Origin of the sequence: Methylobacterium gossipiicola, from assembly GCF_900113485.1 — a bacterium.
Taxonomy (GTDB): domain Bacteria; phylum Pseudomonadota; class Alphaproteobacteria; order Rhizobiales; family Beijerinckiaceae; genus Methylobacterium; species Methylobacterium gossipiicola.
The window spans coordinates 80,360-105,525 of sequence record NZ_FOPM01000009.1 but is presented as its reverse complement, the minus strand read 5'-3'; the positions used below and the strand labels follow the sequence as shown (position 1 = coordinate 105,525).

General features: G+C 70.2%; 32 protein-coding genes. 22 read left to right on the top strand and 10 right to left on the bottom strand.

Annotated elements, in window-relative coordinates; genetic code table 11:
- Positions 1-57 precede the first annotated feature (57 nt).
- The 9 genes from BM249_RS10270 to BM249_RS10230 all read left to right on the top strand — a co-directional run bounded on the left by BM249_RS10270 (position 58) and on the right by BM249_RS10230 (position 6,664).
- The gene (locus BM249_RS10270) at positions 58-888 is read left to right on the top strand and encodes a pyruvate, water dikinase regulatory protein (protein WP_091971506.1); all 831 of its coding nucleotides are present in this window, start codon (positions 58-60) and stop codon (positions 886-888) included.
- Positions 889-966: 78 nt separating this feature from the next.
- Positions 967-1,197: a hypothetical protein gene (locus BM249_RS10265; RefSeq protein WP_091971609.1), complete on the top strand. Its 231-nt coding sequence runs from the start codon at positions 967-969 to the stop codon at positions 1,195-1,197.
- Between the two features lie 105 nt (positions 1,198-1,302).
- A complete protein-coding gene (locus BM249_RS10260) occupies positions 1,303-1,917 on the top strand; it encodes a Maf family protein (protein ID WP_091971504.1) in 615 nt (204 codons plus the stop codon).
- A gap of 40 nt (positions 1,918-1,957) precedes the next feature.
- Positions 1,958-2,887, top strand: coding sequence for an AEC family transporter (locus BM249_RS10255; protein ID WP_091971501.1), 930 nt, complete (start codon positions 1,958-1,960; stop codon positions 2,885-2,887).
- Between the two features lie 100 nt (positions 2,888-2,987).
- Complete coding sequence (locus BM249_RS10250) at positions 2,988-3,980, top strand: cation diffusion facilitator family transporter (protein ID WP_091971498.1); 993 nt, start codon at positions 2,988-2,990, stop codon at positions 3,978-3,980.
- The gene (locus BM249_RS10245; protein WP_091971495.1) at positions 3,977-4,816 is read left to right on the top strand and encodes a shikimate dehydrogenase; all 840 of its coding nucleotides are present in this window, start codon (positions 3,977-3,979) and stop codon (positions 4,814-4,816) included. Before BM249_RS10250 ends, BM249_RS10245 begins: the two co-directional genes overlap by 4 nt.
- Positions 4,813-5,421, top strand: a complete 609-nt coding sequence (gene coaE, locus BM249_RS10240; RefSeq protein WP_091971492.1) for a dephospho-CoA kinase — start codon at positions 4,813-4,815, stop codon at positions 5,419-5,421. The genes BM249_RS10245 and coaE overlap by 4 nt, the downstream gene beginning before the upstream one ends.
- A gap of 59 nt (positions 5,422-5,480) precedes the next feature.
- Entirely contained in the window at positions 5,481-6,206 is a 726-nt protein-coding gene (gene dnaQ, locus BM249_RS10235; protein ID WP_091971490.1) for a DNA polymerase III subunit epsilon, read from the top strand.
- Positions 6,207-6,223: 17 nt separating this feature from the next.
- Entirely contained in the window at positions 6,224-6,664 is a 441-nt protein-coding gene (locus BM249_RS10230) for a protein tyrosine phosphatase family protein (RefSeq protein WP_091971488.1), read from the top strand.
- A 179-nt stretch (positions 6,665-6,843) separates the two neighbouring features.
- Here BM249_RS10230 and BM249_RS10225 read toward each other — a convergent pair whose 3' ends face one another.
- From BM249_RS10225 to BM249_RS10205, 5 genes are all read right to left on the bottom strand, one after another.
- Positions 6,844-7,890: a sulfate/molybdate ABC transporter ATP-binding protein gene (locus BM249_RS10225; RefSeq protein ID WP_091971486.1), complete on the bottom strand. Its 1,047-nt coding sequence runs from the start codon at positions 7,888-7,890 to the stop codon at positions 6,844-6,846.
- A 4-nt stretch (positions 7,891-7,894) separates the two neighbouring features.
- Positions 7,895-8,773, bottom strand: a complete 879-nt coding sequence (cysW, locus tag BM249_RS10220) for a sulfate ABC transporter permease subunit CysW (protein ID WP_091971484.1) — start codon at positions 8,771-8,773, stop codon at positions 7,895-7,897.
- The gene (cysT, locus tag BM249_RS10215; RefSeq protein ID WP_091971482.1) at positions 8,766-9,620 is read right to left on the bottom strand and encodes a sulfate ABC transporter permease subunit CysT; all 855 of its coding nucleotides are present in this window, start codon (positions 9,618-9,620) and stop codon (positions 8,766-8,768) included. Before cysT ends, cysW begins: the two co-directional genes overlap by 8 nt.
- A 57-nt stretch (positions 9,621-9,677) precedes the next feature.
- Positions 9,678-10,730 (bottom strand): sulfate ABC transporter substrate-binding protein, encoded by a 1,053-nt coding sequence (locus BM249_RS10210; protein ID WP_091971480.1) that lies wholly within the window; start codon positions 10,728-10,730, stop codon positions 9,678-9,680.
- 319 nt (positions 10,731-11,049) lie between these two features.
- On the bottom strand, positions 11,050-12,375 hold the full coding sequence (locus tag BM249_RS10205) for a flavin monoamine oxidase family protein (protein ID WP_091971478.1): 1,326 nt from the start codon (positions 12,373-12,375) through the stop codon (positions 11,050-11,052).
- A gap of 336 nt (positions 12,376-12,711) precedes the next feature.
- Here BM249_RS10205 and BM249_RS10200 point away from each other — a divergent pair, with 336 nt between their 5' ends.
- The 10 genes from BM249_RS10200 to BM249_RS10165 all read left to right on the top strand — a co-directional run bounded on the left by BM249_RS10200 (position 12,712) and on the right by BM249_RS10165 (position 19,293).
- Positions 12,712-13,428, top strand: a complete 717-nt coding sequence (locus BM249_RS10200; RefSeq protein ID WP_091971476.1) for a sulfate transporter family protein — start codon at positions 12,712-12,714, stop codon at positions 13,426-13,428.
- Between the two features lie 184 nt (positions 13,429-13,612).
- Positions 13,613-14,755 carry a complex I NDUFA9 subunit family protein gene (locus BM249_RS10195; protein ID WP_091971474.1) on the top strand — a complete coding sequence of 381 codons (1,143 nt, stop codon included), beginning with the start codon at positions 13,613-13,615 and terminating at the stop codon, positions 14,753-14,755.
- 19 nt (positions 14,756-14,774) lie between these two features.
- Complete coding sequence (gene crcB / locus BM249_RS10190) at positions 14,775-15,143, top strand: fluoride efflux transporter CrcB (protein ID WP_091971471.1); 369 nt, start codon at positions 14,775-14,777, stop codon at positions 15,141-15,143.
- A gap of 266 nt (positions 15,144-15,409) precedes the next feature.
- Complete coding sequence (locus BM249_RS21660) at positions 15,410-15,574, top strand: hypothetical protein (protein WP_177232383.1); 165 nt, start codon at positions 15,410-15,412, stop codon at positions 15,572-15,574.
- A complete protein-coding gene (locus tag BM249_RS10185; RefSeq protein ID WP_177232382.1) occupies positions 15,571-15,894 on the top strand; it encodes a hypothetical protein in 324 nt (107 codons plus the stop codon). The genes BM249_RS21660 and BM249_RS10185 overlap by 4 nt, the downstream gene beginning before the upstream one ends.
- A gap of 88 nt (positions 15,895-15,982) precedes the next feature.
- Positions 15,983-16,153, top strand: coding sequence for a hypothetical protein (locus tag BM249_RS21655; RefSeq protein WP_177232381.1), 171 nt, complete (start codon positions 15,983-15,985; stop codon positions 16,151-16,153).
- 171 nt (positions 16,154-16,324) lie between these two features.
- The gene (locus BM249_RS10180; protein WP_091971466.1) at positions 16,325-16,573 is read left to right on the top strand and encodes a hypothetical protein; all 249 of its coding nucleotides are present in this window, start codon (positions 16,325-16,327) and stop codon (positions 16,571-16,573) included.
- A gap of 216 nt (positions 16,574-16,789) precedes the next feature.
- A complete protein-coding gene (locus tag BM249_RS10175; RefSeq protein WP_091971464.1) occupies positions 16,790-17,251 on the top strand; it encodes a hypothetical protein in 462 nt (153 codons plus the stop codon).
- A gap of 257 nt (positions 17,252-17,508) precedes the next feature.
- Positions 17,509-18,405 carry a GGDEF domain-containing response regulator gene (locus BM249_RS10170; RefSeq protein WP_091971461.1) on the top strand — a complete coding sequence of 299 codons (897 nt, stop codon included), beginning with the start codon at positions 17,509-17,511 and terminating at the stop codon, positions 18,403-18,405.
- A gap of 213 nt (positions 18,406-18,618) precedes the next feature.
- On the top strand, positions 18,619-19,293 hold the full coding sequence (locus BM249_RS10165) for a response regulator transcription factor (protein WP_091971458.1): 675 nt from the start codon (positions 18,619-18,621) through the stop codon (positions 19,291-19,293).
- A 71-nt stretch (positions 19,294-19,364) separates the two neighbouring features.
- On the opposite strand, the gene BM249_RS10160 is transcribed toward BM249_RS10165, so the two are convergent.
- Both BM249_RS10160 and BM249_RS10155 read right to left on the bottom strand, forming a co-directional pair.
- Entirely contained in the window at positions 19,365-20,588 is a 1,224-nt protein-coding gene (locus BM249_RS10160; protein WP_091971455.1) for a DNA topoisomerase IB, read from the bottom strand.
- Between the two features lie 71 nt (positions 20,589-20,659).
- A complete protein-coding gene (locus BM249_RS10155; RefSeq protein ID WP_091971453.1) occupies positions 20,660-21,082 on the bottom strand; it encodes a GNAT family acetyltransferase in 423 nt (140 codons plus the stop codon).
- Positions 21,083-21,126: 44 nt separating this feature from the next.
- On the opposite strand from BM249_RS10155, the gene BM249_RS10150 reads away from it, so the two are divergent.
- Positions 21,127-22,278: a glycosyltransferase gene (locus BM249_RS10150; RefSeq protein ID WP_091971452.1), complete on the top strand. Its 1,152-nt coding sequence runs from the start codon at positions 21,127-21,129 to the stop codon at positions 22,276-22,278.
- Positions 22,275-22,934 carry a class I SAM-dependent methyltransferase gene (locus tag BM249_RS10145; RefSeq protein ID WP_091971450.1) on the top strand — a complete coding sequence of 220 codons (660 nt, stop codon included), beginning with the start codon at positions 22,275-22,277 and terminating at the stop codon, positions 22,932-22,934. Before BM249_RS10150 ends, BM249_RS10145 begins: the two co-directional genes overlap by 4 nt.
- Here the strand turns inward: BM249_RS10145 and BM249_RS10140 are convergent.
- The 3 genes from BM249_RS10140 to BM249_RS10130 all read right to left on the bottom strand — a co-directional run bounded on the left by BM249_RS10140 (position 22,924) and on the right by BM249_RS10130 (position 24,582).
- Positions 22,924-23,604 (bottom strand): hypothetical protein, encoded by a 681-nt coding sequence (locus BM249_RS10140; RefSeq protein ID WP_091971448.1) that lies wholly within the window; start codon positions 23,602-23,604, stop codon positions 22,924-22,926. The genes BM249_RS10145 and BM249_RS10140 overlap by 11 nt on opposite strands.
- A 106-nt stretch (positions 23,605-23,710) precedes the next feature.
- Positions 23,711-24,112: a DoxX family protein gene (locus BM249_RS10135; RefSeq protein WP_091971446.1), complete on the bottom strand. Its 402-nt coding sequence runs from the start codon at positions 24,110-24,112 to the stop codon at positions 23,711-23,713.
- A 251-nt stretch (positions 24,113-24,363) separates the two neighbouring features.
- Positions 24,364-24,582: a hypothetical protein gene (locus BM249_RS10130; protein ID WP_091971444.1), complete on the bottom strand. Its 219-nt coding sequence runs from the start codon at positions 24,580-24,582 to the stop codon at positions 24,364-24,366.
- 388 nt (positions 24,583-24,970) lie between these two features.
- Between BM249_RS10130 and BM249_RS22185 the strand changes: the two genes are divergently transcribed.
- Complete coding sequence (locus BM249_RS22185; RefSeq protein WP_091971442.1) at positions 24,971-25,153, top strand: hypothetical protein; 183 nt, start codon at positions 24,971-24,973, stop codon at positions 25,151-25,153.
- Positions 25,154-25,166 lie beyond the last annotated feature (13 nt).

The following is a 25,166-nucleotide window of genomic DNA, read 5'->3' as shown; positions in this document are numbered from 1 at the left end:
CGTGGACAAGGCCGGCCCGCTCCGTGTCTCCTGGCGTCCAAGGAGACCGTTTTCTCGATGAGCCGCAGCTACTTCCACCTCCACCTCGTGTCGGATTCCACCGGCGAGACCCTCATCAATGTCGGTCGCGCGGCGGCGGCCCAGTACGAGGGCGTCTCGGCCATCGAGCACGTCTACCCCCTCGTGCGTTCGGGGCCGCAGCTCGAACGGGTGATCTCCGAGATCGAGGCGGCGCCCGGCCTCGTGCTCTACACCCTCGTGGGCCAAGACCTCACGGAGCGCCTGGAAGCGGCCTGCCGCGAGACCGGCTCGCCCTGCCTCTCCGTGCTCCAGCCCGTGCACGCCCTGCTGCAATCCTATCTGGGCGCGGATTCCACGGCCCGGCCGGGGGCGCAGCACATGCTCAACGCCGAGTATTTCAAGCGCATCGACGCCATGAACTTCACCCTGGCGCACGATGACGGAAACCTGCCCGTCGATGTCGAGGAGGCCGACGTGATCCTGGTGGGGGTCAGCCGCACCTCGAAGACCCCCACCGCCATCTACCTCGCCAATCGCGGCCTCAAGACCGCGAACTTCCCCCTCGTGCCCGGGATGCCGCTGCCGCCCTCCCTGGAGAATGCGCGCAAACCCCTCCTCGTCGGCCTCCTGGCGAGCCCCGAACGCATCGTGCAGATCCGGCAGAACCGCCTGCTCAGCCTCAAGGCCGACGATTCGTCCCTCTATGTCGACCGCTCGGCCGTGGCGGACGAGATCGCGGCGTGCCGGCGTCTCTGCACCAAGCACCGCTGGCCGACCATCGACGTGACGCGCCGCTCCATCGAGGAGACGGCCGCCGCCATCCTCGACCTGCACCGCGAGCACCGCCTGAAATTTCTGGTGGCGTGAGCCGGGGCCTTCGCCCGAGGCGAACCGATGGGGCCGATGCGGGTTGACGGATCGTTCGCCCATCACCCGGACTGCTCGATGCCGCACCGTCTCGCCCGCGCCGCCCTCCTGTCCCTGATCGTCGGAGTACCGATCACCGTCTCGTCCGCCGAGGCCGGCCGGGCGCAGAGCTGGGAGTACCGCAACAAGCAACACAAATTCTCCTGCCGGCCGCCGCTGAAATTCGCGGCTGGGGCCTGCGTCGCCCGCTGTCCCGGCGGCTTCCAGGATAACGGCCGCTATTGCCGCTTCCGCAGCATGCGCCGCTGATTCGGCGTCCGCTGGATCGGCGAACTCCGTCATGCCGCGGACCGCGAACGGCGTTCGTATGGGGCCGGAACTTGTCGCCGCGCGCCGATCCGTGACACTGGAGCGATGGCTTCCCCCTCCCCCCTCTGGCGCTGTGCCGCGCCCCTGCTCCTCGCCTCCACCAGCCCGACGCGGCGCGCCCTTCTGGCCGGGGCCGGGCTGACCGTCGAAACCCGCAGCCCCGGCGTCGACGAGCGCGCCATCGAGGCCGCCTGTCTCGGTCTTTCCCCCGCCGACCTCGCCCGCCGCCTCGCCCGCGCCAAGGCCGAGGCGGTGGCGGCGTCGGCGCCGGGCCGGATCGTCGTCGGGGCCGATCAGGTGCTCGAATGCGACGGCGTCGTGTTCCACAAGCCCGCCGATGCCGAGGCCGCCCGCGCGCAGCTCGGGCAACTCGCCGGGCGCACCCACCGTCTCCATTCCGCCGTGGCGCTAATCGCCGGTGAGCCCGAGACCTTCGTCGAGACGGCGCACCTCACCCTGCGGCCCCTGCAGCCGGAGGCCATCGCCGCCTATGTCGCCCTCGCCGGTCCCGGCGCGACGGCGAGCGTGGGGGGCTACCAGCTCGAAGGTCTCGGCATTCACCTGTTCTCCGAGATCGCGGGCGACCACACCACGATCCTGGGCCTTCCGCTGCTTCCGCTCCTGGCTCGCCTGCGCGCCCGCGACCTCCTGGCGTTCTGATGTTCCCTCCGGAAATCGGCCCGCGAAACGCCGGGCCACGATGATTGCGTCGGTCGTCCTCGCCCTCATCCCCATCGGGTTGCTCATCGCCCTCGGCGCCGTCCTGCGCCGGGCCGGCTTTCCCGGGGAGACGTTCTGGCCGCAGGCCGAGCGCCTGAGCTATTACGTGCTGCTGCCCGCCCTGTTCGTGCACGGGCTCGCCACCGCCCATCTCGACGGCGTGCCGGTCTTCACCCTGGCGCTCGCCCTCATGGCCGCCACCTGCGCGGTCGCGGCGGGGCTGCTCGCCGCGCGTCAAAAACTCGGATTTGAGGGCGCGGCCTTCACCTCGGTGTTCCAGGGCGGGGTCCGGTTCAACAATTACGTCGGCGTCTCGGCCACCATCGGGGTGTTCGGCGCGCAGGGGATCGCCCTCGCGGCCGTGGCCAACGCCGCCATCGTGCCGACGGTGAACATCCTGTGCGTCCTCGTCTTCGCCCGGTTCGGCACCGGCGGGCGTCCGCAGCCGGCCGCGATCCTGCGCCAACTCGCCCTCAACCCCCTGGTGGTCGCGTGCTTCCTCGGCATCGGGCTGCAGGCGACGGGGCTCGGTCTGCCGCCGGGGATCGAGCCGATGCTGAAGGCGCTCGGTCAGGCGTCCCTGCCGCTGGGCCTCCTCTGCGTCGGCGCCGCCCTCGACCTCTCGGCGGCGCGAACCTGGATGCGTCCGGTCCTCGTCTCGTCGGTCGTGAAATTCCTGGTGATGCCCTTCGCCACGGTCCTGGCCTGCCGGGCCTTCGGCCTGCACGGACCGGCCGCCGCGACCGCCCTCATCTTCCAGGTTCTGCCGACGGCCTCCTCCTCCTACATCATGGCGCGCCAGCTCGGCGGCGACGCGCCCCTGATGGCCGGCATCATCGCGGCCCAGACGATTCTGGCCGGCCTCGCCATTCCCCTCGTCCTGCTGGGACTTCAGGGGTTCGCGGTCTGAATCGGCCCCGCATCGCGCCGCCCCGCTGGATTGGCGCAGGCATCACGGTTAAGGCCACGGGCGGCCGCGATCGCGATTGGCCGAGCGCCACGGAGACCCCATGGCCGGACACCACCACGACCACGATGATCACGCGGGCCACGACCACGGCCATCGCCACAGCCATGGCGGGCACGGGGGTGGGCATGGGGGTGGGCATGGCGGCCACAGCCACGCGCCGGCCTCGTTCGGCCGGGCCTTCGCCATCGGCATCGCCCTCAACACCGGGTTCGTGATCGTCGAGGCGGCTTACGGCTTCGCCTCGCAATCCATGGCCCTCGTGGCGGATGCCGGCCACAACCTCTCCGACGTGCTCGGCCTCCTCGTCGCCTGGATCGCCTCGGCTCTGGTGAAGCGCGCCCCGAGCGCCCGCTTCACCTACGGGTTGCGCGGTTCCTCGATCCTCGCCGCCCTGTTCAACGCCGTGTTCCTCCTCGTGGCCACGGGGGCCATCGCCTGGGAGGCGGTCCTGCGCCTCATGAGCCCCGAGCCGGTGGCGGGGGTGACCGTGATGGTGGTGGCCGGGATCGGCATCCTCATCAATGGAATCACCGCCTGGCTGTTCGCCTCCGGCAAGGGCAGCGACATCAACATCCGCGGCGCCTACCTCCACATGGTGGCCGATGCCGCCGTGTCGCTGGGCGTGGTGCTCGCCGGCCTTGCCATCGTGCTCACGGGCGCCCTGTGGATCGACCCCGTGGTGAGCCTCGCCATCGCGGGCCTCATCGTCTGGATGACCTGGGGGTTGCTGCGCGACAGCGTCGTCATGGCCCTGTCGGCGGTGCCGCCGGGGATCGACCCGGAGGCCGTGCGGCGTTTCCTCGAAGCCCGGCCGGGCGTCGCCACCCTGCACGATCTCCACATCTGGCCCATGAGCACCACCGAGATCGCGCTCACCGCCCACCTCGTCATGCCGGGGGGGCATCCCGGAAACGCCTTCCTGCTTCACCTCGCCGAAGACCTGCGCAAGACCTTCGGCATCGGGCACGCGACCGTGCAGATCGAGGGGGCGGACGGCCCCGCCTGTAACCTTGTCCCGGAGGACGTGGTGTGACGAAAGCCTTCGTGGTCGGGCACCCCATCGCCCATTCGCGCTCGCCCCTCATCCACGGCCACTGGCTCGCCGAGCACGGGATCGAGGGCGCCTATGAGCGCCTCGACGTGGCGCCGGAGGCGTTTCCGGCGTTTCTCCGAACGTTTCGCGACGGCGGCTTCGTCGGCGGCAACGTCACGATCCCGCACAAGGAAGCGGCCTTCGCCGGGGTCGATGTCCTGACGTCGCGCGCGCAGAAGATCGGCGCGGTCAACACCCTGTTCTTCGACGCGGACGGCCGCCTCACCGGCGACAACACCGACGCGCCGGGCTTCATCGCCCATCTCGACCAGAGCTTGGGCGCCGATTGGGTCGAGCGCAGCGGCGGCACCGCCCTGGTCCTCGGGGCCGGGGGCGCGGCGCGGGCCATCGTGGTGGGTCTGCTGGCGCGCGGGGTGAGTCGCATCCACGTCGCCAACCGCACGCGGGCGCGGGCGGAGGCCCTCGTGGCCCTCGATCCCGACCGGGTCGCGACCCTCGACTGGACAGACCTGCCGGCGGCGCTCCCCGGCACCGGCCTCCTCGTCAACACCACCTCCCTCGGCATGGCCGGCCACGGCGCCCTCACCCTCGACCTCACGCCCCTGCCGGCGACGGCTTGTGTCGCCGACATCGTCTACGTGCCCTTGGAAACGCCCCTCCTCGCCGCCGCGCGGGCGCGGGGGCTCGCCGCCGTCGATGGCCTCGGGATGCTGCTGCATCAGGCGGTGCCGGGTTTCGAACGCTGGTTCGGGGTTCGGCCCGCCGTGACCCCGGCCCTGCGCGACCGCATCGTGGCGGACCTCGTCGGCCGATGAGCCGACCCGTCATCCTCGGCCTCACGGGCTCCATCGGCATGGGCAAATCGGCCACCGCCGCGATGTTTCGCGCCCGCGGCGTGCCCGTCCACGATGCCGATGCGGCGGTCCACGCCCTCTATGCCCCCGGAGGGGCGGCGGCCCAGGCCATCGGGGCGGCGTTTCCCGGCACCCTGGCGCCGGACGGCTCGGTGGATCGGGCGCGCCTGCGGGCGGAGGTGATCGGCAAGCCTGAACGCCTCGCCGCCTTGGAGGCCCTGGTCCATCCCCTCGCCCGGCAAGCGGCATCCGAGTTCCTCGGACGCCATGCAGAAGCCCCCGTCGTGGTCCTCGACATCCCCCTCCTGTTCGAGACGGGGGGCGACGAACGCTGTGACGCCGTCCTCGTCGTCACGGCCCCGGCCGAAATTCAGCGCGCACGGGTGCTCGCCCGCCCCGGCATGGACGCCGACGCCTTCGCGGCGATTGTGGCCAAGCAGATGCCCGATGCCGAGAAGCGGGCGCGGGCGGATTTCATCCTCGACACCAGTCTCGGCTTCGCCCACGCCGAGGCCGAGGTCGACGCGATCCTCGCACGGTTGCGCGGACCGCGCCCCGTGCCTTGAACCCGCCCGGTCGCGGGCGCATGGTCGATCCCCTTCCCGATCCTCCATGGGCCCGAGCGATGCTGCGCGAGATCGTCCTCGATACCGAGACCACCGGCACCGACGCCAAGAACGGCGACCGTCTCATCGAGATCGGCTGCGTCGAGCTCATCAACCACGTTCAGACCGGCAAGTTCTTCCACAAACTCGTGAATCCCACCCGGCCGGTGTCCCAGGGCGCCTTCGCGGTGCATGGCATCTCGGATGCGATGCTGGCCGACAAGCCGCTGTTCGCCGACATCGTCGACGAGTTTCGCGCCTTCTGCGGCGACGCTCGCCTGGTGATCCACAACGCGCCCTTCGACGTCGGCTTCCTCAACATGGAATACGCTCGCCTCGGAGAGAAAGCGCCCCCGCCCATCGACCTCGCCGATGTCATCGACACCCTGCAGATGGCCCGGCGCAAGCACACGGGCGCGTCGAACACCCTCGACGCCCTCTGCGCACGCTACGGCATCGACACCACCCGGCGCACGAAGCACGGGGCGCTCCTCGATTCGCAGATCCTCGCGGAGGTCTATGTCGAGCTGCTCGGCGGCAAGCAGACGAGCCTCGGCCTCGCCGTCGCCGAGACCCTGACGTCCCAGGCCGGGCCGGCCCTCTCCGACGACGACACCCCCCTCGGCCCCCGCCGCCTGCGCCATCGCCTCACCCCGGAGGAAAGCGCCCGCCACGCGGCCTTCCTCGCCACCCTCGGACCCGCCGCCGTGTGGCGCGACTACCTCGGCGAAGAGGGAACGGCCTGACCCGAACGAGGAACCTCATGCGACTGACCCGAATCGACGACACCCTCTCGGTGGCGAGCCAGCCGACGCTCTCCGAAATCGAAGCCTTGAAGGACGGGGTGGCGACCGCGCTCATCAACAACCGGCCGGACGGTGAGGAGCCGGGCCTGCCCGGAACCGCCGCCGAGGCCGAGGCCGCCCGGGCGGCCGGCCTCGCCTATCACCACATCCCGGTCACTGGCCCCACCCTCGGCCGCGCCGAGATCGACGCCTTCCGCGCGGCGGTGAGGGCCGCCCCCGGCCCCGTCGTGGCCCATTGCCGCTCGGGAACACGGTCCCTGACCCTGCACGTGCTGGGCGAAGTCCTCGACGGCCGCCTGCGCCGTGACGAGGTGGCGGCCTTCGGCACGCGGCACGGCTTCGATCTCTCGGGCGCCGTGGCCTGGCTCGACGCCAACGCGCCCGACACCGCCGGCTGAAGCCCGCACGGCGCTCGGGGACGAGCGAACGCCGCCTTTCCGAGGGATTAGACGGGGTTCGGTTGATCCATTCGGCCTGTCACGGCGCGGGTCCCGTTCCGTCCAGTCTCGACCTTTCGGAAGGCCCGTCTCCCGTCGTCCCGGATCGCCCCGCGCCGCGGGCGTCCGGGACGGGGCGATTACCCGGCGAAGACGTGGCCGGCGAGGATCCGCAGGCCCACGGCGCGGCCGGCGGGCAGGCGGGCGGTGTCGGAGGCTTCCACCACCACGGTCTTGCCCTCGGGGCGATCGACCTCGATGCGCTGGCGGCCCTGACTGCGGTAGGACGAGCGCACGGTGCCGTGCAGGTGCGCTTCGTGGCTTTCCGCGAACTGGAGCTGCCACGGCCGGGCGTAGAGCTTCACCGGGCCGACGAGGCCGGCGGGCGCCGTGACGGGGGTGAGGCGCCCCTCGACCCGGACCTCGCCGCCCTGCGCGATGGCCTCGACCTCGATGGTGTCGCCGAGGAACTTCAGCACCGTGGACGAGACCGGGGCTTCCTGCACCTCGTCGGGCGTGCCGATCTGTTCGAGGCGGCCCTTGGCCAGCACCGCCACGCGGTCGGAGAGTTCCAGGGCCTCGTCCTGGTCGTGGGTGACGAAGATCGTGGTCTGGCCGGTGCGGTCGTGGATCTCGCGCAGCCAGCGGCGCAGGTCCTTGCGCACCTGGGCGTCGAGGGCGCCGAACGGCTCGTCGAGGAGGAGCACGCGCGGTTCGACGGCGAGGGCGCGGGCGAGGGCGATGCGCTGGCGCTGGCCGCCCGAGAGCTGGCTCGGATAACGGTCGGCGAAGCCTGACAGCTTGATGAGGTCGAGGAGGTCGCCGACCCGGCGCTTGATCTCGCTCTTGCCGGGCCGATCGGCGCGTTTGCGGGCGTTCAACCCGTACGCGATGTTGTCGGCGACGGTCATGTGCTTGAACAGGGCGTAGTGCTGGAACACGAAGCCCACGGCGCGCTGCTGCACGGGGAGCCGCGTCGCATCCTCTGCACCGAACACGATGCGGCCGCGATCCGGAAAATCGAGGCCCGCGATGATGCGCAGGAGCGTGGTCTTGCCCGAGCCCGAGGGGCCGAGCAGCGCCAGCAGCTCGCCCGCCCGCACGTCGAGGGACAGGTCGTGCAGGACCGCGGCCGTGTCGAAGGTCTTCGACAGGGTCTCGACCCGGATGGCGGTGGAGCCGGTCACGGGATCAATGCCGCCGGCCGGACGCCGCGAGGTCGCCGGCGTAGCGCCATTCGAGGAGAGACTTGAGGCCGAGGGTGACGAGAGCGAGGCCGGCAAGGAGGGAGGCGACGGCGAAAGAGGCAACGAAGTTGTACTCATTGTAGAGAATCTCCACGTGGAGCGGCAGCGTGTTGGTCAAGCCGCGGATGTGGCCCGAGACCACGGAGACCGCGCCGAATTCACCCATCGCGCGGGCGTTGCAGAGGAGCACGCTGTAGAGGAGCCCCCAGCGGATGTTGGGCAGCGTCACCGTCCGGAAGGCGTGCCAGCCCGATGCCCCGAGGGTCAACGCGGCCTCCTCCTCGGCGGTGCCCTGCTCCTGCATCAAGGGGATGAGCTGGCGGGCGACGAACGGGAAGGTGACGAAGATCGTCGCGAGCACGATGCCGGGCAGCGCGAAGATGATCTGGATGTCGTGCTCGATGAGCCAGGGGCCGAGCAGCCCCTGCGAGCCGAACACGAGGACGTAGATCAGGCCCGAGACCACCGGCGAGACCGAGAACGGCAGGTCGATGAGCGTGACGAGGAGGTTCTTGCCCGTGAACTCGAACTTGGCGATGGCCCAGGACGCCGCGATGCCGAAGACGAGGTTGAACGGCACGGCGATGGCCGCCGTGATCAGGGTGAGGCGGATGGCCGAGAGGGCGTCGGGCTCGCGGAAGGCGGCGAGGTAGGCGTCCCAGCCCTTGGCGAAGGCCTGAACGAACACCGTCACCAGGGGCAGGACGAGGAACAGGGCGAGGAAGACGATGGCCACCGTGACGAGGAGGCCGCGCACGAGGCCCCCCTCGGTGACGACGCTGGCCGCTTGCGGCCGGGGCAGGTCGGTGGCGATCTCAGACATAGCCGAATCTCCTGCGGCTCCAGGCCTGGATCAGGTTGATGACGAGCAGGGTGACGAACGAGATGCCGAGCATGATGGTCGCGATGGCGCAGGCGCCGCCATAATCGAACTCGGAGAGCTTGATGACGATGAGGAGCGGCGCGATCTCGGAGACGTAGGGCAGGTTGCCGGCGATGAAGATGATCGAGCCGTACTCGCCGACCCCGCGCGCGAAGGCCAGGGCGAAGCCCGTGAGCACGGCGGGGATCAGGGGCGGCAGCACCACCCGCGTCAGGGTCTGGATGCGCCCGGCCCCGAGGGTGGCGGAGGCCTCCTCGATCTCCCGGTCGATCTCGACGATGAGGGGCTGCACGGTCCGCACGGCGAAGGGCAGGCCGATGAACACCATGGCGATGAAGATGCCGAGCGGCGTGTAGGCGGCCTCGATGCCGAGCTTCGCCAGCTGCGCGCCGACGAGGCCGTTCGGCGCGTAGAGCGAGGCGAGCGCGATGCCCGCGACGGCGGTGGGCAGGGCGAAGGGCAGGTCGACCACGGCGTCGACGATGCGGCGGCCGGGGAACTCGTAGCGGGTCAGCACCCAGGCGACGAGGAAGCCGAAGACCGACGCGGTGAGCGCCGCGAGCGCCGAGACGCCGAAGCTCACGCGCAGGGCCGAGGCCACGCGCGGATCGGTGGCGACCTCCCAGATGCCGGAAAGGCCGAGGCCCGAGGCGCGCACCACGAGGGCGGCGAGGGGCAGGAGCACGATGAGGCCGAGGCAAGTCAGGGTGTAGCCGAGCGTCAGGCCGAAGCCGGGAATGACGCTCGGCTGACGAAACCGACGTCTCGGGCGAAGGGGTGGGGGCATGGGGTTCGTCCTGGGTGGTTCTTTCAACCCTCCCCCTCTGGGGGGAGGGTCGAGCGGCTATCGCCCGGCCTTGCTCAGCTGGTCGAACAGGCCGCCATTGTCGAAATTCTTCTTCTGGATGTCGTCCCAGCTACCCTGGAGATCTTCGATCTTGAACAGCTTCACCTCGGGCAGCTGCGCCAGATCCTCGGGCTTGGCCGCGGCACGCTTGAGGGGGCGGTAATGGTGCTTGGCGAAGATCGCCTGAGCGGCGTCCGAGTAGAGGAACTGCAGATAAGCCTCCGCTTGGCGGCGGGTTCCCTTCTTGTCGACGTTCGCCTCCACCAGGGCGACGGGCGGCTCGGCGTAGATGGAGGTCGGCGGCACCACCACGTCGAACTTGTCGCGGCCGAACTCGTCGAACACGAGATAGGCCTCGTTCTCCCAGGTCGGCAGCACGTCGCCGAGGCCCCGCTGGGCGAAGGTCACCGTCGAGCCGCGCGCGCCGGTGTCGAGGACCGGGACGTTCTTGTAGAGGTCGCCCACGAAGGCGTTGGCCTTGTCGGCGTTCTTGCCCTCCTTCTCGAAGGCGTAGCCCCAGGCGGCGAGGAAGTTCCAGCGCCCGCCCGCCGAGGTCTTCGGGTTCGGGGTGATGACCTTGACGTCGGGCTTGACGAGGTCGCCCCAGTCCTTGACGCCCTTCGGGTTGCCCTTGCGGACGAGGAACACGACGGTCGAGGTGTAGGGCAGGCCCTCGTTGGGAAGCTTCGAGCGCCAGTCGGCCGGGATCTTCTTCGAGAGCCGGCTGATCGCGTCGATGTCGGACGGGATGCCGAGGGTCACGACATCGGCCGGGATGCCGTCGATCACCGTGCGGGCCTGGGAGCCCGAGCCGCCATGGGAGGCGCGCACGGTCACGGTCTCGCCGGTCTTGGCCTTCCAGTCCGCGCTGAAGGCGGCGTTGATGTCCTTGTAGAGCTCGCGCGTCGGATCGTACGAGACGTTGAGCAACTCGCTGTCGGCCCGGGCAGGCCCCGCCCAGTGAACGGGTCCCGCGAGCACGAGGGCGGCGAGGCACACGGACAGGCTCAGGCTCCGCCGGGTCGGGGTCGGATGGGTCTCGCGCTGCATCTGTCACCTTTCGAGAACGGGCCGCAGGGTCGTCGATCCGATCACGGTTCCGCGATCCTGCGGCCTCGTTTTCGTTCGATATAACGAACGTTGTCAACCGAGACGATGCTGGCTTCAGCCCGGAGATGCTCACCCTGGAGGAAATTTCTGGTTACAGCCCTCGGAATACCAGGGTGACGAGAACGATGTTTTCCAGTTTACGGCCTCGGGGATAGAACTCTTCTCTCTCGAACCGTTCTTCAGGAAGAACATTTTTTCGTCGGATCCTGCCGCTCGGTTCCGGACAGGCCCGCCGTCGGAGATCCGATGGCCCTCGCGCCTAGGCGTCCTCGACCGTCCGGCCCCGCAGGCGGGCGGCCACCTCCGCCGCCGCTCGCATCCCCTCCGCGTAGGCGCCTCCGGCCGTGCCCCATTGCAGGCGCGACAGGGCCTCGCCGGCGAACCAGATCCGCTCGCCCACGGGCGCGCGCAAGGCCAGGCGGGCGCCGGCATGGCCGGGCGGCACCACGGCCCAGGAGCCGCGCGACCAGGGATCGTGGCGCCATTCGCTCACCACCGGAATCGACAGGTCGTGCAGGGCGCGGGCGCCGAAATGCTGCGCCAGAGCCCGGCGGACGAGGCGCCGCACCCCGTCGGGGCCGGCCCGCCGGGCATCGAGGGACGCGGCCATCGGAGCGTCGAGCTCGAAGTAGTGGAACGGCGTGCCGTCGATGCGGGTGAGGAGCCCCGGCAACGGATGATGGCCGCCGAGGAAGCTCGCGAGGCGGTCCGCCCCCCGGAACGGGCAGGACGGCCAGTGCAGCACGGCGTGCTCGTAGATGCCCGTCGAGAAGCCCGCGATGGCCGCCGCCACCGCCGCCGGGAGCGCCGGGGTGAACAGGCTGGCGCGCGCCAGGACCATCATGGGGATCGTCACGATCACGGCCTTCGCCGTGAGGGCCGGGCCGTTTTCGCGGGTCACGCGGACCCCGTCTCCGGTCCAGTCGATCCCCGTCACCGGATCGTTCAGGACGATGGGCAGCCCCTGCGCGAGGCGGGCGAGGTAGCCGCCGTAGCCGCCCGCGATGAAGCGGTTGTCGCCGTATTCCAGGCTGGGAAAATCGTGCAGGGAGACTTGCCCCAGGGGCTGGCCCGAGACGAGACCGTGGACCCGTTCCACCAGCCGCCCGGAGGGGCCGAGCCCCGGCGGAAGGGCGCTGGCGGCGGGCCGGTCCGGGCCGCCCCGCGCGGCGCCCTCGCTCATGGCCCGGTCCGCCCTCGCGAAGGCCCGGTCGAGGGCGGCGACGTCCGAGGGCCGGCCCATCCTGCGCCCGACCCGGACGTGGCTCTCCTGCGCGGCGATCCGCAGGGGCTCGCCCCGGGCCTCGCCGAGGCGGACCAGGGGGTTGATCGGCCCCGCATGGAGCCAATGGGCGCCGAGATCGATGGGGTGGCCGCGCAGGGTCGTGGTCGCCACGCGCCCCCCGACCCGGCTCCGCGCCTCCAGCACGGCGACCCGGAGGCCGGCGGCGCGCAGATCCCGCGCCGCCGCGATGCCCGCCGCCCCCGCGCCGACGACGATCACCTCCGGCTCGGCCGGCAGGGGCGCGCGGCGCGGCGCGATGCTGGGCGGCAGGCACGCGTGCTCGGGTCGCGTCGGGCGCATGGGGGCTCCGGGGCTCGGGCTGGGACTTGTCTTGGCGTGCTTCACGAAACGCCCGCCCCTGGACGGTTCTCGCCCTGAAGGCGACGGTGCAGCGGGAGTTTTGTCAGACAGACTTAACGGTCCAAAGTCGCGGATCGAACCCATGGCGCGGCATCGACGGGGGCGGATCCGCGGTCCGGTCATCCCGGGGCGGGCTGCACCGGCCTCGCGCCTCCCCGCCGCCCGCGTCGGACCACACCCTTGCGCCCGCCCGCGCGCATCGCCAAAACCTCCCACGACCGGGCGGCGGGGGCCGGGCGCGGTCAGTCAGATCCGATCACGGGATTTCCAACGTTCATGCTGGTCAAGGCTGCGTTCGCTGCCCTCCGACAGGTGTTCTCCCCGCCGCTGCGGGCGATCCTGTGGAAGTCCCTCGGGCTCACCGTCGGGCTCCTCGTGGTGGTCTGGGCCGGGTTGACCCGGGCGATCAACTGGTTCCTGTCGAACCATCACCTCTCGGTGGAGTATCCCTTCCTCGACACCCTGGCGGTGTTCTTCGCGGGTGCCGGCCTGTTCGTCGGCCTCGCCTACGTGATGCCGGCCATCTCGATCCTGGTGGCGGGCTTCTTCCTCGACGATGCCGCCGCCATCGTCGAGCGCACGGACTTTCCGGGCGATCCGCCGGGGGTGGCCCTGCCGCTGGCCCAAGCGATGCTCTACGCCGTGCGCTTCGCCGGCCTCGCCTTGCTCGTGAACCTCGTCGCCCTGATCCTGTTCTTCGTGCCGGGGGTGAACCTCGTCGCCTTCTTCGGTGCCAACGCCTACTTGCTGTCGCGGGAGTATTTCGAACTCGCCGCCGGGCGTTTCCGGCCCCTCGACGAAGCCGGGGCCATGCGTCGGCATTTCGGGCTGACCACGCTCTCGGCTGGCGCCCTGCTCGCGGGCCTCATGGTGGTGCCGGTGCTCAACCTGCTCACCCCGCTCTTCGGCATCGCCCTCATGGTCCATGTCCACAAGGGCCTGAGCCGGAAAACCCCCCTCGCCCCGCCCGAGACCTCCGCGCGCCTGCGCTGAATCTTCCCCTGACAGCGGAACGCTTTTCATGGCGGCCACGGCTCCCCCAGGGGCCGGAACTGTTCTAGATAGTCCCCGTCGAAGCCCGCCGGTTTCGGCACCCGTCCAGGATCGGCACGGCCCCTCAGGCCCCAAACGGGGCGGCCGGGCGCGCCGGGGATGCTGTTCGAGACGTTTGAGAGCGATGACCGGCTTCGAGACCCTTCCCCTCACCCGCCCCGACGCCCAGCTCGTCACGGTGTTCGGCGGCTCCGGCTTCCTCGGCCGCCACGTGGTCCGGGTCCTGGCCAAGCGCGGCTACCGTGTCCGCGTCGCCGTGCGCAGGCCCGACCTCGCCCTGTTCCTCCAGCCCCTCGGCAAGGTCGGCCAGATCGTCGCCGTGCAGGCGAACCTGCGCTATCCCGACTCCATCGTGGCGGCGGTCCAGGGCTCCGACGTGGTGGTGAACCTCGTCGGCATCCTGCAGGAGACCGGCCGCCAGAGCTTTTCGCGGTTGCAGGCGGAAGGGGCCGGCGAGATCGCCCGCGCGGCGGCCGCCATCGGCGCGCCCCTCGTCCACGTCTCGGCCATCGGAGCCGACGCCGCCTCCCCTTCCGCCTATGCCCGCACCAAGGCGCTGGGCGAGGCCCGCATCCGCGACGCGGGCGGGGACTACGTCATCCTGCGACCGTCCCTGGTGTTCGGCCCCGGCGACAGCTTCTTCAACCGCTTCGCCGCCCTCGCCCGTGCCCTGCCGGTGCTGCCGTTGGCCGGTGCCCAGAGCCGGTTCCAGCCGGTCTATGTCGGCGACGTCGCCGAGGCGGTGACCCGCGCCGTGGAGGGCCGTGTTCCCGCCGGCCGGGTCTACGAACTCGGCGGACCGGAGGTCGCCACCCTCGAGGCCATCGTGCGCTACATGCTCACGGTCATCATGCGCCGCCGCAAGGTCCTCGACCTGCCCCTGCCCGTGGCGCGCCTTCAGGCGAAGGCCCTGGAGATCGTCGACACCCTGTCCCTCGGCCTCCTGCCGGATGCCCTGAAGCTCACCCGCGATCAGGTGACGCTGCTCCAGTCCGACAACGTCGTGTCCGAGGCCGCCAAGGCGGAGGGGCGCACCCTGGAGGGCATCGGCCTCCAGCCCACCACCATGGAAGCCGTGGTGCCGGGCTATCTCTGGCGCTTCCGCAAGGCCGGCCAGTTCGCCAAGCCCCGCGTCGCCGTGGAGTCGGCCGTTCCCGAAACCCTGAGCCCGGTGCCGTACGCGCCGGTGAAGCCGAGCGGGCCGGCCCTGGGTCCCGATGCCAGCCAGCCGAGCCGGATGGGCACCCGCTGGGGTACGCGCGGCTGAGGACGCCATGAGCGGTGCGATGGGGTTCCTCCTCGTCTTTGTCGGAGCGGGGCTCGGCGGCATGGTACGCCACGGCATCGGCCTCGCGTCCGTGCGCCTCGGATCGGATTTCCCGTTCGGAACGCTGGCCATCAACGTCCTCGGCTCGATCCTAATGGGCGTGCTGGTGGGCTGGTACGCCATGCGCAGCGGCAGCCAGCCCCTGCGCCTGTTCCTCGCCACCGGGGTGCTCGGCGGCTTCACCACCTTCTCGACCTACGCCCTCGACGGGATCGTGCTCCTCGAGCGCGGCGAGACCGGCGCGGCGCTCGCCTACATCTTCGGCTCCATCGGGCTGGGCCTCGGCGGCTTGCTCCTCGGCCTCATGGCGATGCGCACGCTCCTTTAGGCCACGCCCGCCCGGCCGCCGATTTTTTTATTCGGCCGCTGCGTTGTTCGTTTTTCCCCATCGTCAAGCTTGCAGACCGGCGGCGCAAGTCGAGGCGCGAACTCGCATTTTGCAGAGAATTTGGAACTGATCCAAATTTAAGATCACCGTTTTACGATCAGGACATCGATTTATACGCATTCTAATCTTTTCTAATACGGTTGAAATCCAAATTGCTGCACTGCATTGCTGTTGTCGTCGATTCGGCGACGCGCAGGGAGGCAGTCATGATGGAACGCGCACTGGATTGGGTTCGGGGATACGCGCAGCTCACGTGGTGGGACGGCTCCTGCGTCGACCTGCGCCTGCATCGCCTCACGGATTTCCTCGATTTCGTCGCCACCGCCCCGGAGCCGGCGGGCGCCCATTCTCGCCGGGGGACCGCCGCATGAACGCCCGTCCCACGGTCCATGCCTGCACCGAGACGGTCTCGGCCGAAGACGCCCTCGGCGAGGCCCTGCGCCGGGCCTTCTGGCAAAGCCTCAACCGCCGCCCCCTTCCGGCCATGCAGGCCCTCGAAATCGCGGCCCGAACCCTCGGCCTCCTCTACCGTCAGGTGGCGCAGGCCCATGAGGGGCCCGGCGGCTGCGGCTGCGGCTGGGACCCCGATCCCGATTGCGATCTCATCGTCCTCGAAGCCAACCTCGCCGCCGCCCTGCTTCATCCGCCGCAGGCGGATCTGTTCCGGATGCCGGCCGTCGGCACCGCCTGACGGGGCGGGCCTCCCGGATCGGAACGGTTACCGTTTCGTCAAGATTTGGGGTGGATCATGCGCTCCACCACCGGACGGGAGGCAGGGCATGGACGGGTTCTATCGCGGCATCGAGGCGTCCTTGCTGGGCCTCACGTTCCTCCTCGGTCTCGGTGCGGTCCTGCTCCCGACCCTGCCGGGGGCGCCCGTCTCGCTGGAGACGCGCGCGGCGCCGTTCGCCGTGAGCCTACCGATGATCACCGTGACGGCGGAGCCCTGATCCGGCCCGCCCGGACTTCGGCCGAGCGACACGGTTTCGCCATCCCGGCGCCAGAATTCCTGCAACCCTTCGGGCCTGCCGCGACTTAACCCGTCATCAACGGATCGGCACCTCGAGGCCGGTTCGGGCGGTGGTTGGATGTGCCGAGACGGCACCGGTCAGGATTTCGGAATGTCGGGTTCCCTCACGCGTCTTCCCCTCGCGGCAGGTCTCCTGGTCCTCGTTTGCTCGGGAGCCCTGGCGGGTCCGGCCGCGAGCCAGGGCTCTTCGGAGGTGTCGAAGCTCCCCGTTCGCGCCGTCAGCGCCGTGGCGGCCATGACCGAGGGCGACGACGACCTGACCAATTGCAGCCGGACCCGGCGTCGCCTGTGGGTCGACGGCGAGGGTTGGATCGTCCGCCGCGTCACCACCTGCCGCTAGGGCGGCTTCCGCCGCAGGGGCGGTCGGGTGGGCAAAGCAAGACCCGCAAGGCCACAATCGAAGAGGCCCGAACCCGCCGGAAGGCGGGTTTTTCCGTGGGCCGCCCCGTCTGCGTAGTCTTCCGCGTCGTCCGCGAAGGGAACGCCCGCGCGGGTCCCTCGATTGTCCTGCATGGTACCGTCGTGGAACGAGGCCCAATCCGGGAGTGCGCAGCCGATGAACCGAGTCCTCCCGACCTCTCTCCTGGGGGCCGCCCTCTCCTGTGCGGTGCTCGGCGGCGCGCAGGCCCAGGTGATCTACGGCGCGGCCCCGACCTACGCCTATGCCGGACCGGCGATTCGGGGGGATTACGTCGGTGCTCCCTTCACCCGTTTTCCGCGCCCCGATCGACTCGTACCGAGCGCTTGGGGCTACGGAACCTACGGCGTGCCCACGGTCTCGGGCATCGCGCCGGCCCCCATCGGCACGCCGACGGTCTACGTGATCGATTCGCCCTCGGCCCTGGCGCGGACGAAGCCCCTGCGTACCCGCGCCCAAGCGTCGTCGCGCCCGCGGCCGCAGGCGTCGTTCCGCCCGGATTCATGGGCCGAAGCGCCGCCCGTGGCGGGGGGCGCCCGTATCATTTCGGTGACCGTTCCACCGCGACGGGCTTCCTTGCGGGCGATCGCGTCCCGCTGAAGCGAGGCCGGTTCAACGAGAAAAAGCGTGCGATCAACGCGATAGCGGGTTTCGTGTGATCCCTGGATGATGTGACGCGCCCTCGGGCCTTGCACATGGCCCCGGCGTGAAAATCCGCTGGTTTCCAACGGGATAAGGGCCTTTCCCTCGATTGCGGCGCGACGCCGTGCATCGAACGCCCCGGCGATGGGGAGCCTTTGGCAACAATTTAATCTCTTGGCGGCATCTTTCCTGGACTACAGGGGGGCCGCCGCGCCATGCACATTGTTCTCGTCGATACCAGTCGCGTGGTCCTCAAGATGATCGCCGCGTTGCTCGAACCCCACGGGCACACGGTGACGGTCTTCACGAATTCGACCGAAGCGCTCGATTTCATCGAGACCACGGCGTCCGTGCGTGTGCTGATCACCAGCCTCGAAGTCCGGCCCTTGAGCGGTCTGGAACTGTGCTGGTCGGCCCGGTTGCTCGCCGAGTCCAACCGACCCCTCTACGTCATCACCATGTCGTCGGCCCGCAGCGAACGCAATCTCGCCGAAGCCCTCGACAGCGGCGCCGACGACTTCATCGAGAAGCCGCCGAGCCCCGAGGAACTGCACGCCCGCCTGCGCGCCGCCGACCGGCTCACCAACATGCAGAGCGAGTTGATCCGTCTCGCCCAGACCGATCCCTTGACGGGTCTCCTCAATCGCCGCGCCTTCCTCAGCCGTTCGCAAGAGGCGGCCGAGCGGGTCGGCAATCACGGCAAGATGTCGGCGGTCCTCCTCGACATCGACAACTTCAAACGAATCAACGACGAGTATGGCCACGATGTCGGCGATGCCACGATCCAGGCCGTCGCGCGGGAACTCGGCACGGACGGCATCGTCGGCCGTCTCGGCGGCGAGGAATTCGGCGTGATCCTGCCGCATCGTCCGGGCACCGATGCGGAAGCCTTGGCCGGGCGCCTGCGCCGGGGCATCGAGGCCCTGCGCCTCCGGGGCGGAAAAGCCCCCATCCGGATCACCTGCAGCTTCGGCGTCAGCGAGTGGATCGAGGGCGATACGGTGGAGGGTCTGGTCAAGCGCGCCGACATCGCCCTGTACGAAGCCAAGGCGACGGGCCGCAACCGGATCGTCACCGCCATCTCCGACCTCATGCTCAACCGCGCCGGGTGAGAGCCTGGGCAAGGACCGAACGGCCCCTCGGGACGCCGTTCGCCGACTTGGACGATGGAAATCGGTGAGACTTGCGGAGCGGCAGGTCGTTCCGGTTCTCGGGGATCGGAACAGCGTGCGAGACGCGGCACAGGGGCGCCTGGAACAGATCTTGAAATCCCACCCTCGGGTCTTGTCGCGGTGTCCCGCGATGGCACAGGGGGGGAGTGCAGGATGCCTCGGGCCGTGGGTGTGTTGACGATCGACGAGCCATGCGGGCTCGATCCGACCTTGCGGGCGGCTCTGAACCACGACCCGATGGTGCGGACCTTGAGCGAAGCCGATCTGGTCGGCGTGGGAGCGGCCCTGCCGGAGGTCGTCGTCGCCCTGGTGACCGTCGGCGACGGGAACGTCCAAGCCGTCGCCGACCGGATCGGAGATTTGCGAGCCCGGTATCCCAGCCTCAAGGTCGCCGCCGCGTTCGAGAGGCTCGATGCCGCGTCCCTCGGCCGATTGTCCGGGGTGGACGTCTTCGTGGCCCGCACGGCCTGCGCCGGACTGGTCCGCGCCACGCTCCTCACCCTGGCGCAAGGTCCGGAGATGACCCCGAAGCCCGTCGACGCCGTCGATGGGCTCACCCCCCGCGAGGCGGAAATCCTACGGTTCCTCAGCGCCGGCTTCAGCAACAAGGAGGTGGCGCGCCGCCTCAATCTCAGTGTCCGCACCGTCGAGACCCACCGCCTCAACCTGCGGCGCAAGACCCAGACCGGCCGCCTCAAGGATCTCGTCGCCCTCGCCCGCCGCCTCGGCCTCGCCCCCGTGACGGAGACCGGCAGCGCCGTGCCGGCCCGGCGCGCCACGGGCGCCTATCCGGGAACGGCCCCGAACCCCGTCACCCTGGCCGCCTGAGGATCGGGCCGGGCGACGCGCCTCGTTCACGGCCGCGATCGAGCGCCCGGGGTGCCGCCGGGCTTGCCGGATCAGGCGGCCTGCCTGTCGTCCGAAGCCCCCTCCCCTGCCGTCGCGCGGGGCTTGGTGCCCGTTCGAGCCTTGGTCTTCGCCGATGGGGCCCGCTTGCCGGCCTTGCGCTTCCGACCGCCCTTTCCCTTGGCGGTGGCTTTGGCGAGACGGGCCTGGAGCAGGCCGAGCACCGCCGCTTCCTCCGGCTTCAGGCGCGTCAGGTCGTGGCGTAACTCGTCCTCGACGGCGTCCTTCACTTGGAGAAGGAGATCGCCTTCGAGATAACAATCGAGCACCTGCGGGTGGATGTAGCATTTGCGGCAGATGGTCGGGGTGTTGCCCAGACGGGAGGCCACGCTCTCGATGGCGGCCCGCAGGTTCTTCTTGGCGACGGCCTGGCTGTCGAAGGCCTCGAATTCCTGGAGCGCCAGGGCGGCCAGCACCGTGCCGGCCCAGGTCCGGAAGTCCTTCGCGGTGATGGGCTGGCCCGTGACCTCGCGCAGATAGGCGTTCACGTCGGCCGAGGTGACGTCGCGGATGGCGCCGTCCCCGTCGCGGTACTGGAACAGCTCCTGGCCCGGCAGATCCTGGCAGGCCTTGACGATCCGGGCCACCCGCCGATCCTCGACACCGAGATCCCAGGTCTTGCCGCTCTTGCCCTTGAACCGGAAGGTGAGGCTTTTTCCCGCGATGGTGGCGTGGCGGTCGCGCAGGGTGGTGAGGCCGAAGCTCTTGTTGGTGCGGGCGTAATCGTCGTTGCCGACGCGGATGAGGGTGGTCTCCAGGAGGTGCACCACCGTCGCCAGCACCTTTTCGCGCGGCAGGCCGGGCTTGCCCATATCGGCATCGACGCGGGCGCGCAGGGCCGGCAGCACATCCGCGAAGGCGATGATGTGCTCGAACTTGGTCTGGTCGCGGGCCGCCCGGAAATCGGCGTGATAGCGGTATTGCTTGCGCCCCTTGGCGTCGCGGCCCGTCGCCTGGATGTGGCCGTTGGCGCGGGCACAGATCCACACGTCGGTATAGGCGGGCGGGATCGCCAGCGTCCGGATGCGGGCCAGGGTCTTCGCGTCGCGGACGGGGGCGCCCTTCGGATCGCGGTAGGAGAAGCCCGTGCCGCTCCTGCGCCGGGTCAAACCGGGCGTCGCCTCGTCGACATAGGCGAGGCCCGCTTCCTCGGCCGCATCGCGGGGATCGGCGACGGTGCCGTCCTCGTCACCAGCCCGCTCCGCCGCCGCCGCCATGGTTCGCCCCTCCGGATATTATCGCGGAGAAACAACCGGCGGCCGGGCGGCGTTCCCGGCGCGTCGTCCCGCTACAGCCAGCGCTCCATGACGATGCGGGGGCTCTCGTTCCACCCGAGACCGGCATAGAAGTCGCGCACGGCCGCGTTGGTGTCGCGGATCATGAGCTGGGCCTTGGGGATGCCGCGGGCCCGCAGCCAGTCTTCCGCCGCCGCCACCATGGCCCGGCCGTGGCCCCGGCCCCGCGCTTCGGGGGAGACGGCGACATAGTAGAGCCACCCGCGATGGCCGTCGTGACCGACCATCACGCTCGCGGCGATGCCGTCGTCCGCCAGGAGGCCAAGGAGGATGTCGGAATTCGGCTGACCGGCGGCGCGGGCGATGTCCGCCTCCGGATCGTTGTGCGGGACCACGAGGCCGCAGGCCCGCCACAGGGCCGTGACCGCCGCCCGGTCGTCGGATCGATAGGTCCGGATGGTAAGGCCGTCCGTCATTCCCTCTCGCCTCCCCTGCGGTGGGACATGCTACAGGCGAAACGATGGACACGTCGCCTCCCCCCTCGCCTGCGCGAAAAACCCTGGTCTTCATCGTCACCGAGGATTGGTTCTTCGCCTCCCACTTCCTGCCCCTGGCGCGGGCCGCCGTCGCCATGGATCTCGCCGTGGCGGTGGTGACGCGGGTGCGGGCCCACCGCGCCGTCATCGAGGCCACGGGCGCGCGGGTGATCCCGTTCGAGGCCGAGCGCTCCAGCCTCAACCCCATGGCGGCGGGCTACGCCGCGGGGCAACTCGCAGGCATCCTCAAGGCGCTGAAGGCCGACATCGTCCACTGCATCGCCCTGCGGGCGATCCTCGTCGGCGGCACCGCCGCCGCCATGGCGGGCATCCCGGCCCGGGTCTATGCCCTCACCGGCCTCGGTCTGCTCGGCGCCCGCGGCGATGCCACCGGACGGGTGTCCCGCGTGGCCCTGCGCAGCCTGATTCGCGGGCCGCTGTCATCGCGAAAAACCCGGTTCGTGTTCGAGAATCCCGACGATGCCCGGGCCCTCGGCCTCGACCCGGCCGAGACGGCGGTGACCCTCGTGGGCGGCGCGGGCGTCGATCCGGCGGTCTTCGTCCCCCGCCCCCTGCCGCCGGCCCCGCCCCTGCGGGTCGCCCTGGTGGCGCGAATGCTGTGGTCGAAGGGCGTCGACACGGCGGTGGAGGCCGTCCGCCGCGCCCGCGCCGACGGAGTGGCCGTCGAGCTCTCCCTCTACGGCGCGCCCGATCCCTCGAACCGCCGGGCGATCCCCGAGGCGACCCTGCGCGACTGGTCGCACGACGGCGTGACTTGGCACGGACCCACCACGGATGTGGCGGGGGCCTATGCCGCCCATCACGTCGCCTGCCTGCCCTCGCGCGGCGGCGAGGGCCTGCCCCGCACCCTGCTGGAGGCGGCCGCCTGCGGGCGGGCGCTCCTCACCACCGACGTGCCGGGCTGCCGCACCCTGGTGCGGGACGGGATCGAGGGCTGCGTCGTGCCCCCGGACGATCCCGCCGCCCTGGCCGCCGCCCTGGCGCGCCTCGCCGCCGATCCGGATCGCGTGGCACGGATGGGAGCGGCGGCGCGGACGCGCATCGAAACCGGCGGTTTCACGGAAGCGGCCGTGGCGCGGGCGCTCGGCGCCGTCTACCGGGAGCTCGCGGCATGATCGCGTCATCCGATCCCCTGGCGTTCATCCGCCAGAACACCCGGCTGCTGCCCGTGCCGCACGCCCCCGAGATCGTGCTGCATGTGGCCGACGAGGCCACGGACCTGTGGCAGAAGACCGAGGAGGAACTCGAGGCCATCGGCCTGCCGCCGCCGTTCTGGGCCTTCGCTTGGGCGGGGGGCCAGGCGCTTGCCCGCTACGTCCTCGACCATCCGCCCGTGGTGGCCGGGCGCCGGGTCCTCGATTTCGCGTCGGGCTCCGGCCTCGTCGCCATCGCGGCGGCGAAGGCCGGGGCGGTCCACGTCACGGCGAGCGACCTCGACGGCTTCGCCATTCCCGCCATCGGCCTCAACGCGGCGGCCAACGGCGTCGCCGACCGGATCACGGCCGTGCGGGACGACCTCATCGGTTCCGACCCCGGCAGCGCCGTGGTGCTGGCCGCCGACATCTTCTACGAGCGCGACCTCGCGGAGCGCGTCACGGCGTGGCTCGCCGGATTGCATGCCCGGGGCGCCACCGTGCTGGTGGGCGATCCCGGCCGCTCCTACCTGCCGCGCGACCGGCTCGAACAGCTCGCCACCTACGAGGTGCCCGTGAGCCGGTCTCTCGAAGACGCCGAGATCAAGCGCAGCAGCGTCTGGCGCTTCACGGCCTGATCGCGGGCGGCATCACGGCCCGCAGGATCAGGTGCGTCGGCCCGCACAGGGCGAGGGGGATGCCGACGACGAGGAGGCCGAACCACGCGAGCGGCGGCATCCAGGTCTGGGCGGCGGTGTCGCTCAGGCCCCAGACGTAGTTGATGTTGACCGGGACGAGGCCCGGATCGGGCCGGGGCGCCGGCATGGCGAGGAAGCACACGGTGAGCACGGCCACGGCGAGGCCCGACCACGCCGCCCAGGCGCGGCGGTCGTAGCCGAGGCGCCGGACGAGATAGACGAGGAGGAACGGCAGCCAGCCGTGAAACAGCGACAGGCCGCGCAGGAAGGCCGAGTTCTCGGACTTGAACATGTAGTCGGTCATGCCGGTGAGGCGCCGGCCGAACAGCCCGGCCGCGAAATCCACGACCCAGACCACCTGCGGCACCACGATGCCGACGGCGCATAGGGAGATGAGGAGCGCGCTCTCCGTCCAGAGCCCGATGAGGGTCAGGATGAGGGCGATGTCGCAGAAGTAGAGGAAGTTCGTCGGCCCGTAGTAATACGTGTAGGTCGGCACCAGCACCGCCATGAAGGCCGTGTAGGCGAGCTTCAAGCCGAGGGGCAGACGCTGCCGGCGGGTCGCCGGTCGCGGCGCATCCCAGGAGATCGGTGACAGGGATGCGCTCATCTTCAGGAACTCCCGTCCGCCACGCTTCGCTTGGCCCTCGGATCGTCAGGTTGCCGTGCCGTCGCCCCGAACGCGGTGATGAACGGCACAGCTTGGCGCCGGGCGCTCAGAACCGGCCGCGGCGTCCGGCGTCGAGGCTCCACGGGCCAGCTCCGGCGGCGGCGAGGTAGAGGAAGACGAAGCAGAACAGGATCGCGGCGTCGCCGCCGTTCAGGGCGGGGAACGGGCTCTTGGGCGCGTGAGCCATGAAGTAGGCCACGGCCATCTGGCCCGACAGGAGGAACGCCACCGGCCGGGTGAACAGGCCGAGCACGATGAGCGCGCCGCCGACGAGTTCGAGGACGCCGGCAAAGCCGATCAGGGAGAGCAATTCCGGCGCGCCACCGGCACGCGGCGGAAACCCGAGCAGCTTCTGCGAGCCGTGGGCGAGGAACAGCAGGCCCGTCATGATGCGCAGGACGCTGAGGAGACGGGGAGACCAGCTGGCGGCGAGGGCGGTGAGATTCATACGGTGTCGTACTCCGGAACTCCGTCCCGGGGCCGGGACGGTCGAACCCGCACGGAGCACAAATTCCCCGCTCCGTCGATTCGCCCGCCTTCGGGACCGCCCGGCTAGAGCATCGTTCTGGATATGAGATCCAGGACGATGCTCGACGCGCTCGGGCCGCATCGGCTTTTTTGCGAAAGCCGGTTCCCACCTTTCGAGCCGATGCTCCAATCCGCGTGATTCGGCGACCCGTTCGATCGCACGGGCGCCGATCAGTCCGCCGCACGGTCCGGTGTGGTGTCGTCGAGGCGGTTCAGCAGCCCCGCGATGCGTTCGCCCGGGGGATCGGCGGGGCGGGCGGCGTAGGCGGCGCGCAGCGCCCCCCCGAGATGGCGCCGGATGTTGGGGGTGAGGGGCGGGCCGGGCCGTCCGTCGTTCGGTCCCGAGACGCCCTCGGCACTCCGGGGTGATTCGCCATGCGTTTCGGGCATCCGGGCGGCTCCCTTCCACCGCACCGTCACGACGGCACCGAACGCGAGCGGCGGCGGATCAGCAGGCTCACACGGGTAGGGTTAAGGACAGGTGTCGCGCCTCCGGGCGCGGTTCGAAGAGCGACCGACCAGCGCGAAGAAAATTTTAATGAACGGGGTGATTTCCAGGAAAGAGCGCAGCGGCAGAGACTTGCGTCCGATGCCCCCTCACGGCCCTCGCCCCTGTCCGTTTTCGATCCGCTGTCAAGCCATGGACGCCGGGATCGGTGCCGGTCTACATCCTTCTTTGAGGCGCTTGGATACCTATTGCCTCATCACAGGGAAGTGGAATGAGGTTGCGTTGAACGGAAAACAAAGTATATCAGTAACAGAACGTGAGCGGGATACGATGATTGCTGCACTGCGGTATTATCAATTTTACCGTTTGCAGGGAAATCCGTTCAATCCGCAGCATGACCATTTGATCGACGCCATTGCCGGTCAATCCGGCGAGGCCCTGGATCTTGCTGCCATCGACGATCTTTGCGCCGGACTCGGCGGCAACAAACACGCCCTCAGCGCCGCCGCCTGAGGGCGACGACGCC

What these genes read in the sequence shown, in the direction of transcription:
- BM249_RS10270 (WP_091971506.1), top strand. Translation starts at nt 58, where the DNA reads ATGAGCCGCAGCTACTTCCACCTCCACCTCGTGTCGGATTCCACCGGC.
- BM249_RS10265 (WP_091971609.1), top strand. Translation starts at nt 967, where the DNA reads ATGCCGCACCGTCTCGCCCGCGCCGCCCTCCTGTCCCTGATCGTCGGA.
- BM249_RS10260 (WP_091971504.1), top strand. Translation starts at nt 1,303, where the DNA reads ATGGCTTCCCCCTCCCCCCTCTGGCGCTGTGCCGCGCCCCTGCTCCTC.
- BM249_RS10255 (WP_091971501.1), top strand. Translation starts at nt 1,958, where the DNA reads ATGATTGCGTCGGTCGTCCTCGCCCTCATCCCCATCGGGTTGCTCATC.
- BM249_RS10250 (WP_091971498.1), top strand. Translation starts at nt 2,988, where the DNA reads ATGGCCGGACACCACCACGACCACGATGATCACGCGGGCCACGACCAC.
- coaE (WP_091971492.1), top strand. Translation starts at nt 4,813, where the DNA reads ATGAGCCGACCCGTCATCCTCGGCCTCACGGGCTCCATCGGCATGGGC.
- dnaQ (WP_091971490.1), top strand. Translation starts at nt 5,481, where the DNA reads ATGCTGCGCGAGATCGTCCTCGATACCGAGACCACCGGCACCGACGCC.
- BM249_RS10230 (WP_091971488.1), top strand. Translation starts at nt 6,224, where the DNA reads ATGCGACTGACCCGAATCGACGACACCCTCTCGGTGGCGAGCCAGCCG.
- cysW (WP_091971484.1), bottom strand. Translation starts at nt 8,773, where the DNA reads ATGTCTGAGATCGCCACCGACCTGCCCCGGCCGCAAGCGGCCAGCGTC.
- cysT (WP_091971482.1), bottom strand. Translation starts at nt 9,620, where the DNA reads ATGCCCCCACCCCTTCGCCCGAGACGTCGGTTTCGTCAGCCGAGCGTC.
- BM249_RS10210 (WP_091971480.1), bottom strand. Translation starts at nt 10,730, where the DNA reads ATGCAGCGCGAGACCCATCCGACCCCGACCCGGCGGAGCCTGAGCCTG.
- BM249_RS10205 (WP_091971478.1), bottom strand. Translation starts at nt 12,375, where the DNA reads ATGCGCCCGACGCGACCCGAGCACGCGTGCCTGCCGCCCAGCATCGCG.
- BM249_RS10200 (WP_091971476.1), top strand. Translation starts at nt 12,712, where the DNA reads ATGCTGGTCAAGGCTGCGTTCGCTGCCCTCCGACAGGTGTTCTCCCCG.
- BM249_RS10195 (WP_091971474.1), top strand. Translation starts at nt 13,613, where the DNA reads ATGACCGGCTTCGAGACCCTTCCCCTCACCCGCCCCGACGCCCAGCTC.
- crcB (WP_091971471.1), top strand. Translation starts at nt 14,775, where the DNA reads ATGGGGTTCCTCCTCGTCTTTGTCGGAGCGGGGCTCGGCGGCATGGTA.
- BM249_RS21660 (WP_177232383.1), top strand. Translation starts at nt 15,410, where the DNA reads ATGATGGAACGCGCACTGGATTGGGTTCGGGGATACGCGCAGCTCACG.
- BM249_RS10185 (WP_177232382.1), top strand. Translation starts at nt 15,571, where the DNA reads ATGAACGCCCGTCCCACGGTCCATGCCTGCACCGAGACGGTCTCGGCC.
- BM249_RS21655 (WP_177232381.1), top strand. Translation starts at nt 15,983, where the DNA reads ATGGACGGGTTCTATCGCGGCATCGAGGCGTCCTTGCTGGGCCTCACG.
- BM249_RS10180 (WP_091971466.1), top strand. Translation starts at nt 16,325, where the DNA reads ATGTCGGGTTCCCTCACGCGTCTTCCCCTCGCGGCAGGTCTCCTGGTC.
- BM249_RS10175 (WP_091971464.1), top strand. Translation starts at nt 16,790, where the DNA reads ATGAACCGAGTCCTCCCGACCTCTCTCCTGGGGGCCGCCCTCTCCTGT.
- BM249_RS10170 (WP_091971461.1), top strand. Translation starts at nt 17,509, where the DNA reads ATGCACATTGTTCTCGTCGATACCAGTCGCGTGGTCCTCAAGATGATC.
- BM249_RS10165 (WP_091971458.1), top strand. Translation starts at nt 18,619, where the DNA reads ATGCCTCGGGCCGTGGGTGTGTTGACGATCGACGAGCCATGCGGGCTC.
- BM249_RS10160 (WP_091971455.1), bottom strand. Translation starts at nt 20,588, where the DNA reads ATGGCGGCGGCGGCGGAGCGGGCTGGTGACGAGGACGGCACCGTCGCC.
- BM249_RS10155 (WP_091971453.1), bottom strand. Translation starts at nt 21,082, where the DNA reads ATGACGGACGGCCTTACCATCCGGACCTATCGATCCGACGACCGGGCG.
- BM249_RS10150 (WP_091971452.1), top strand. Translation starts at nt 21,127, where the DNA reads ATGGACACGTCGCCTCCCCCCTCGCCTGCGCGAAAAACCCTGGTCTTC.
- BM249_RS10145 (WP_091971450.1), top strand. Translation starts at nt 22,275, where the DNA reads ATGATCGCGTCATCCGATCCCCTGGCGTTCATCCGCCAGAACACCCGG.
- BM249_RS10140 (WP_091971448.1), bottom strand. Translation starts at nt 23,604, where the DNA reads ATGAGCGCATCCCTGTCACCGATCTCCTGGGATGCGCCGCGACCGGCG.
- BM249_RS10135 (WP_091971446.1), bottom strand. Translation starts at nt 24,112, where the DNA reads ATGAATCTCACCGCCCTCGCCGCCAGCTGGTCTCCCCGTCTCCTCAGC.
- BM249_RS10130 (WP_091971444.1), bottom strand. Translation starts at nt 24,582, where the DNA reads ATGCCCGAAACGCATGGCGAATCACCCCGGAGTGCCGAGGGCGTCTCG.
- BM249_RS22185 (WP_091971442.1), top strand. Translation starts at nt 24,971, where the DNA reads ATGATTGCTGCACTGCGGTATTATCAATTTTACCGTTTGCAGGGAAAT.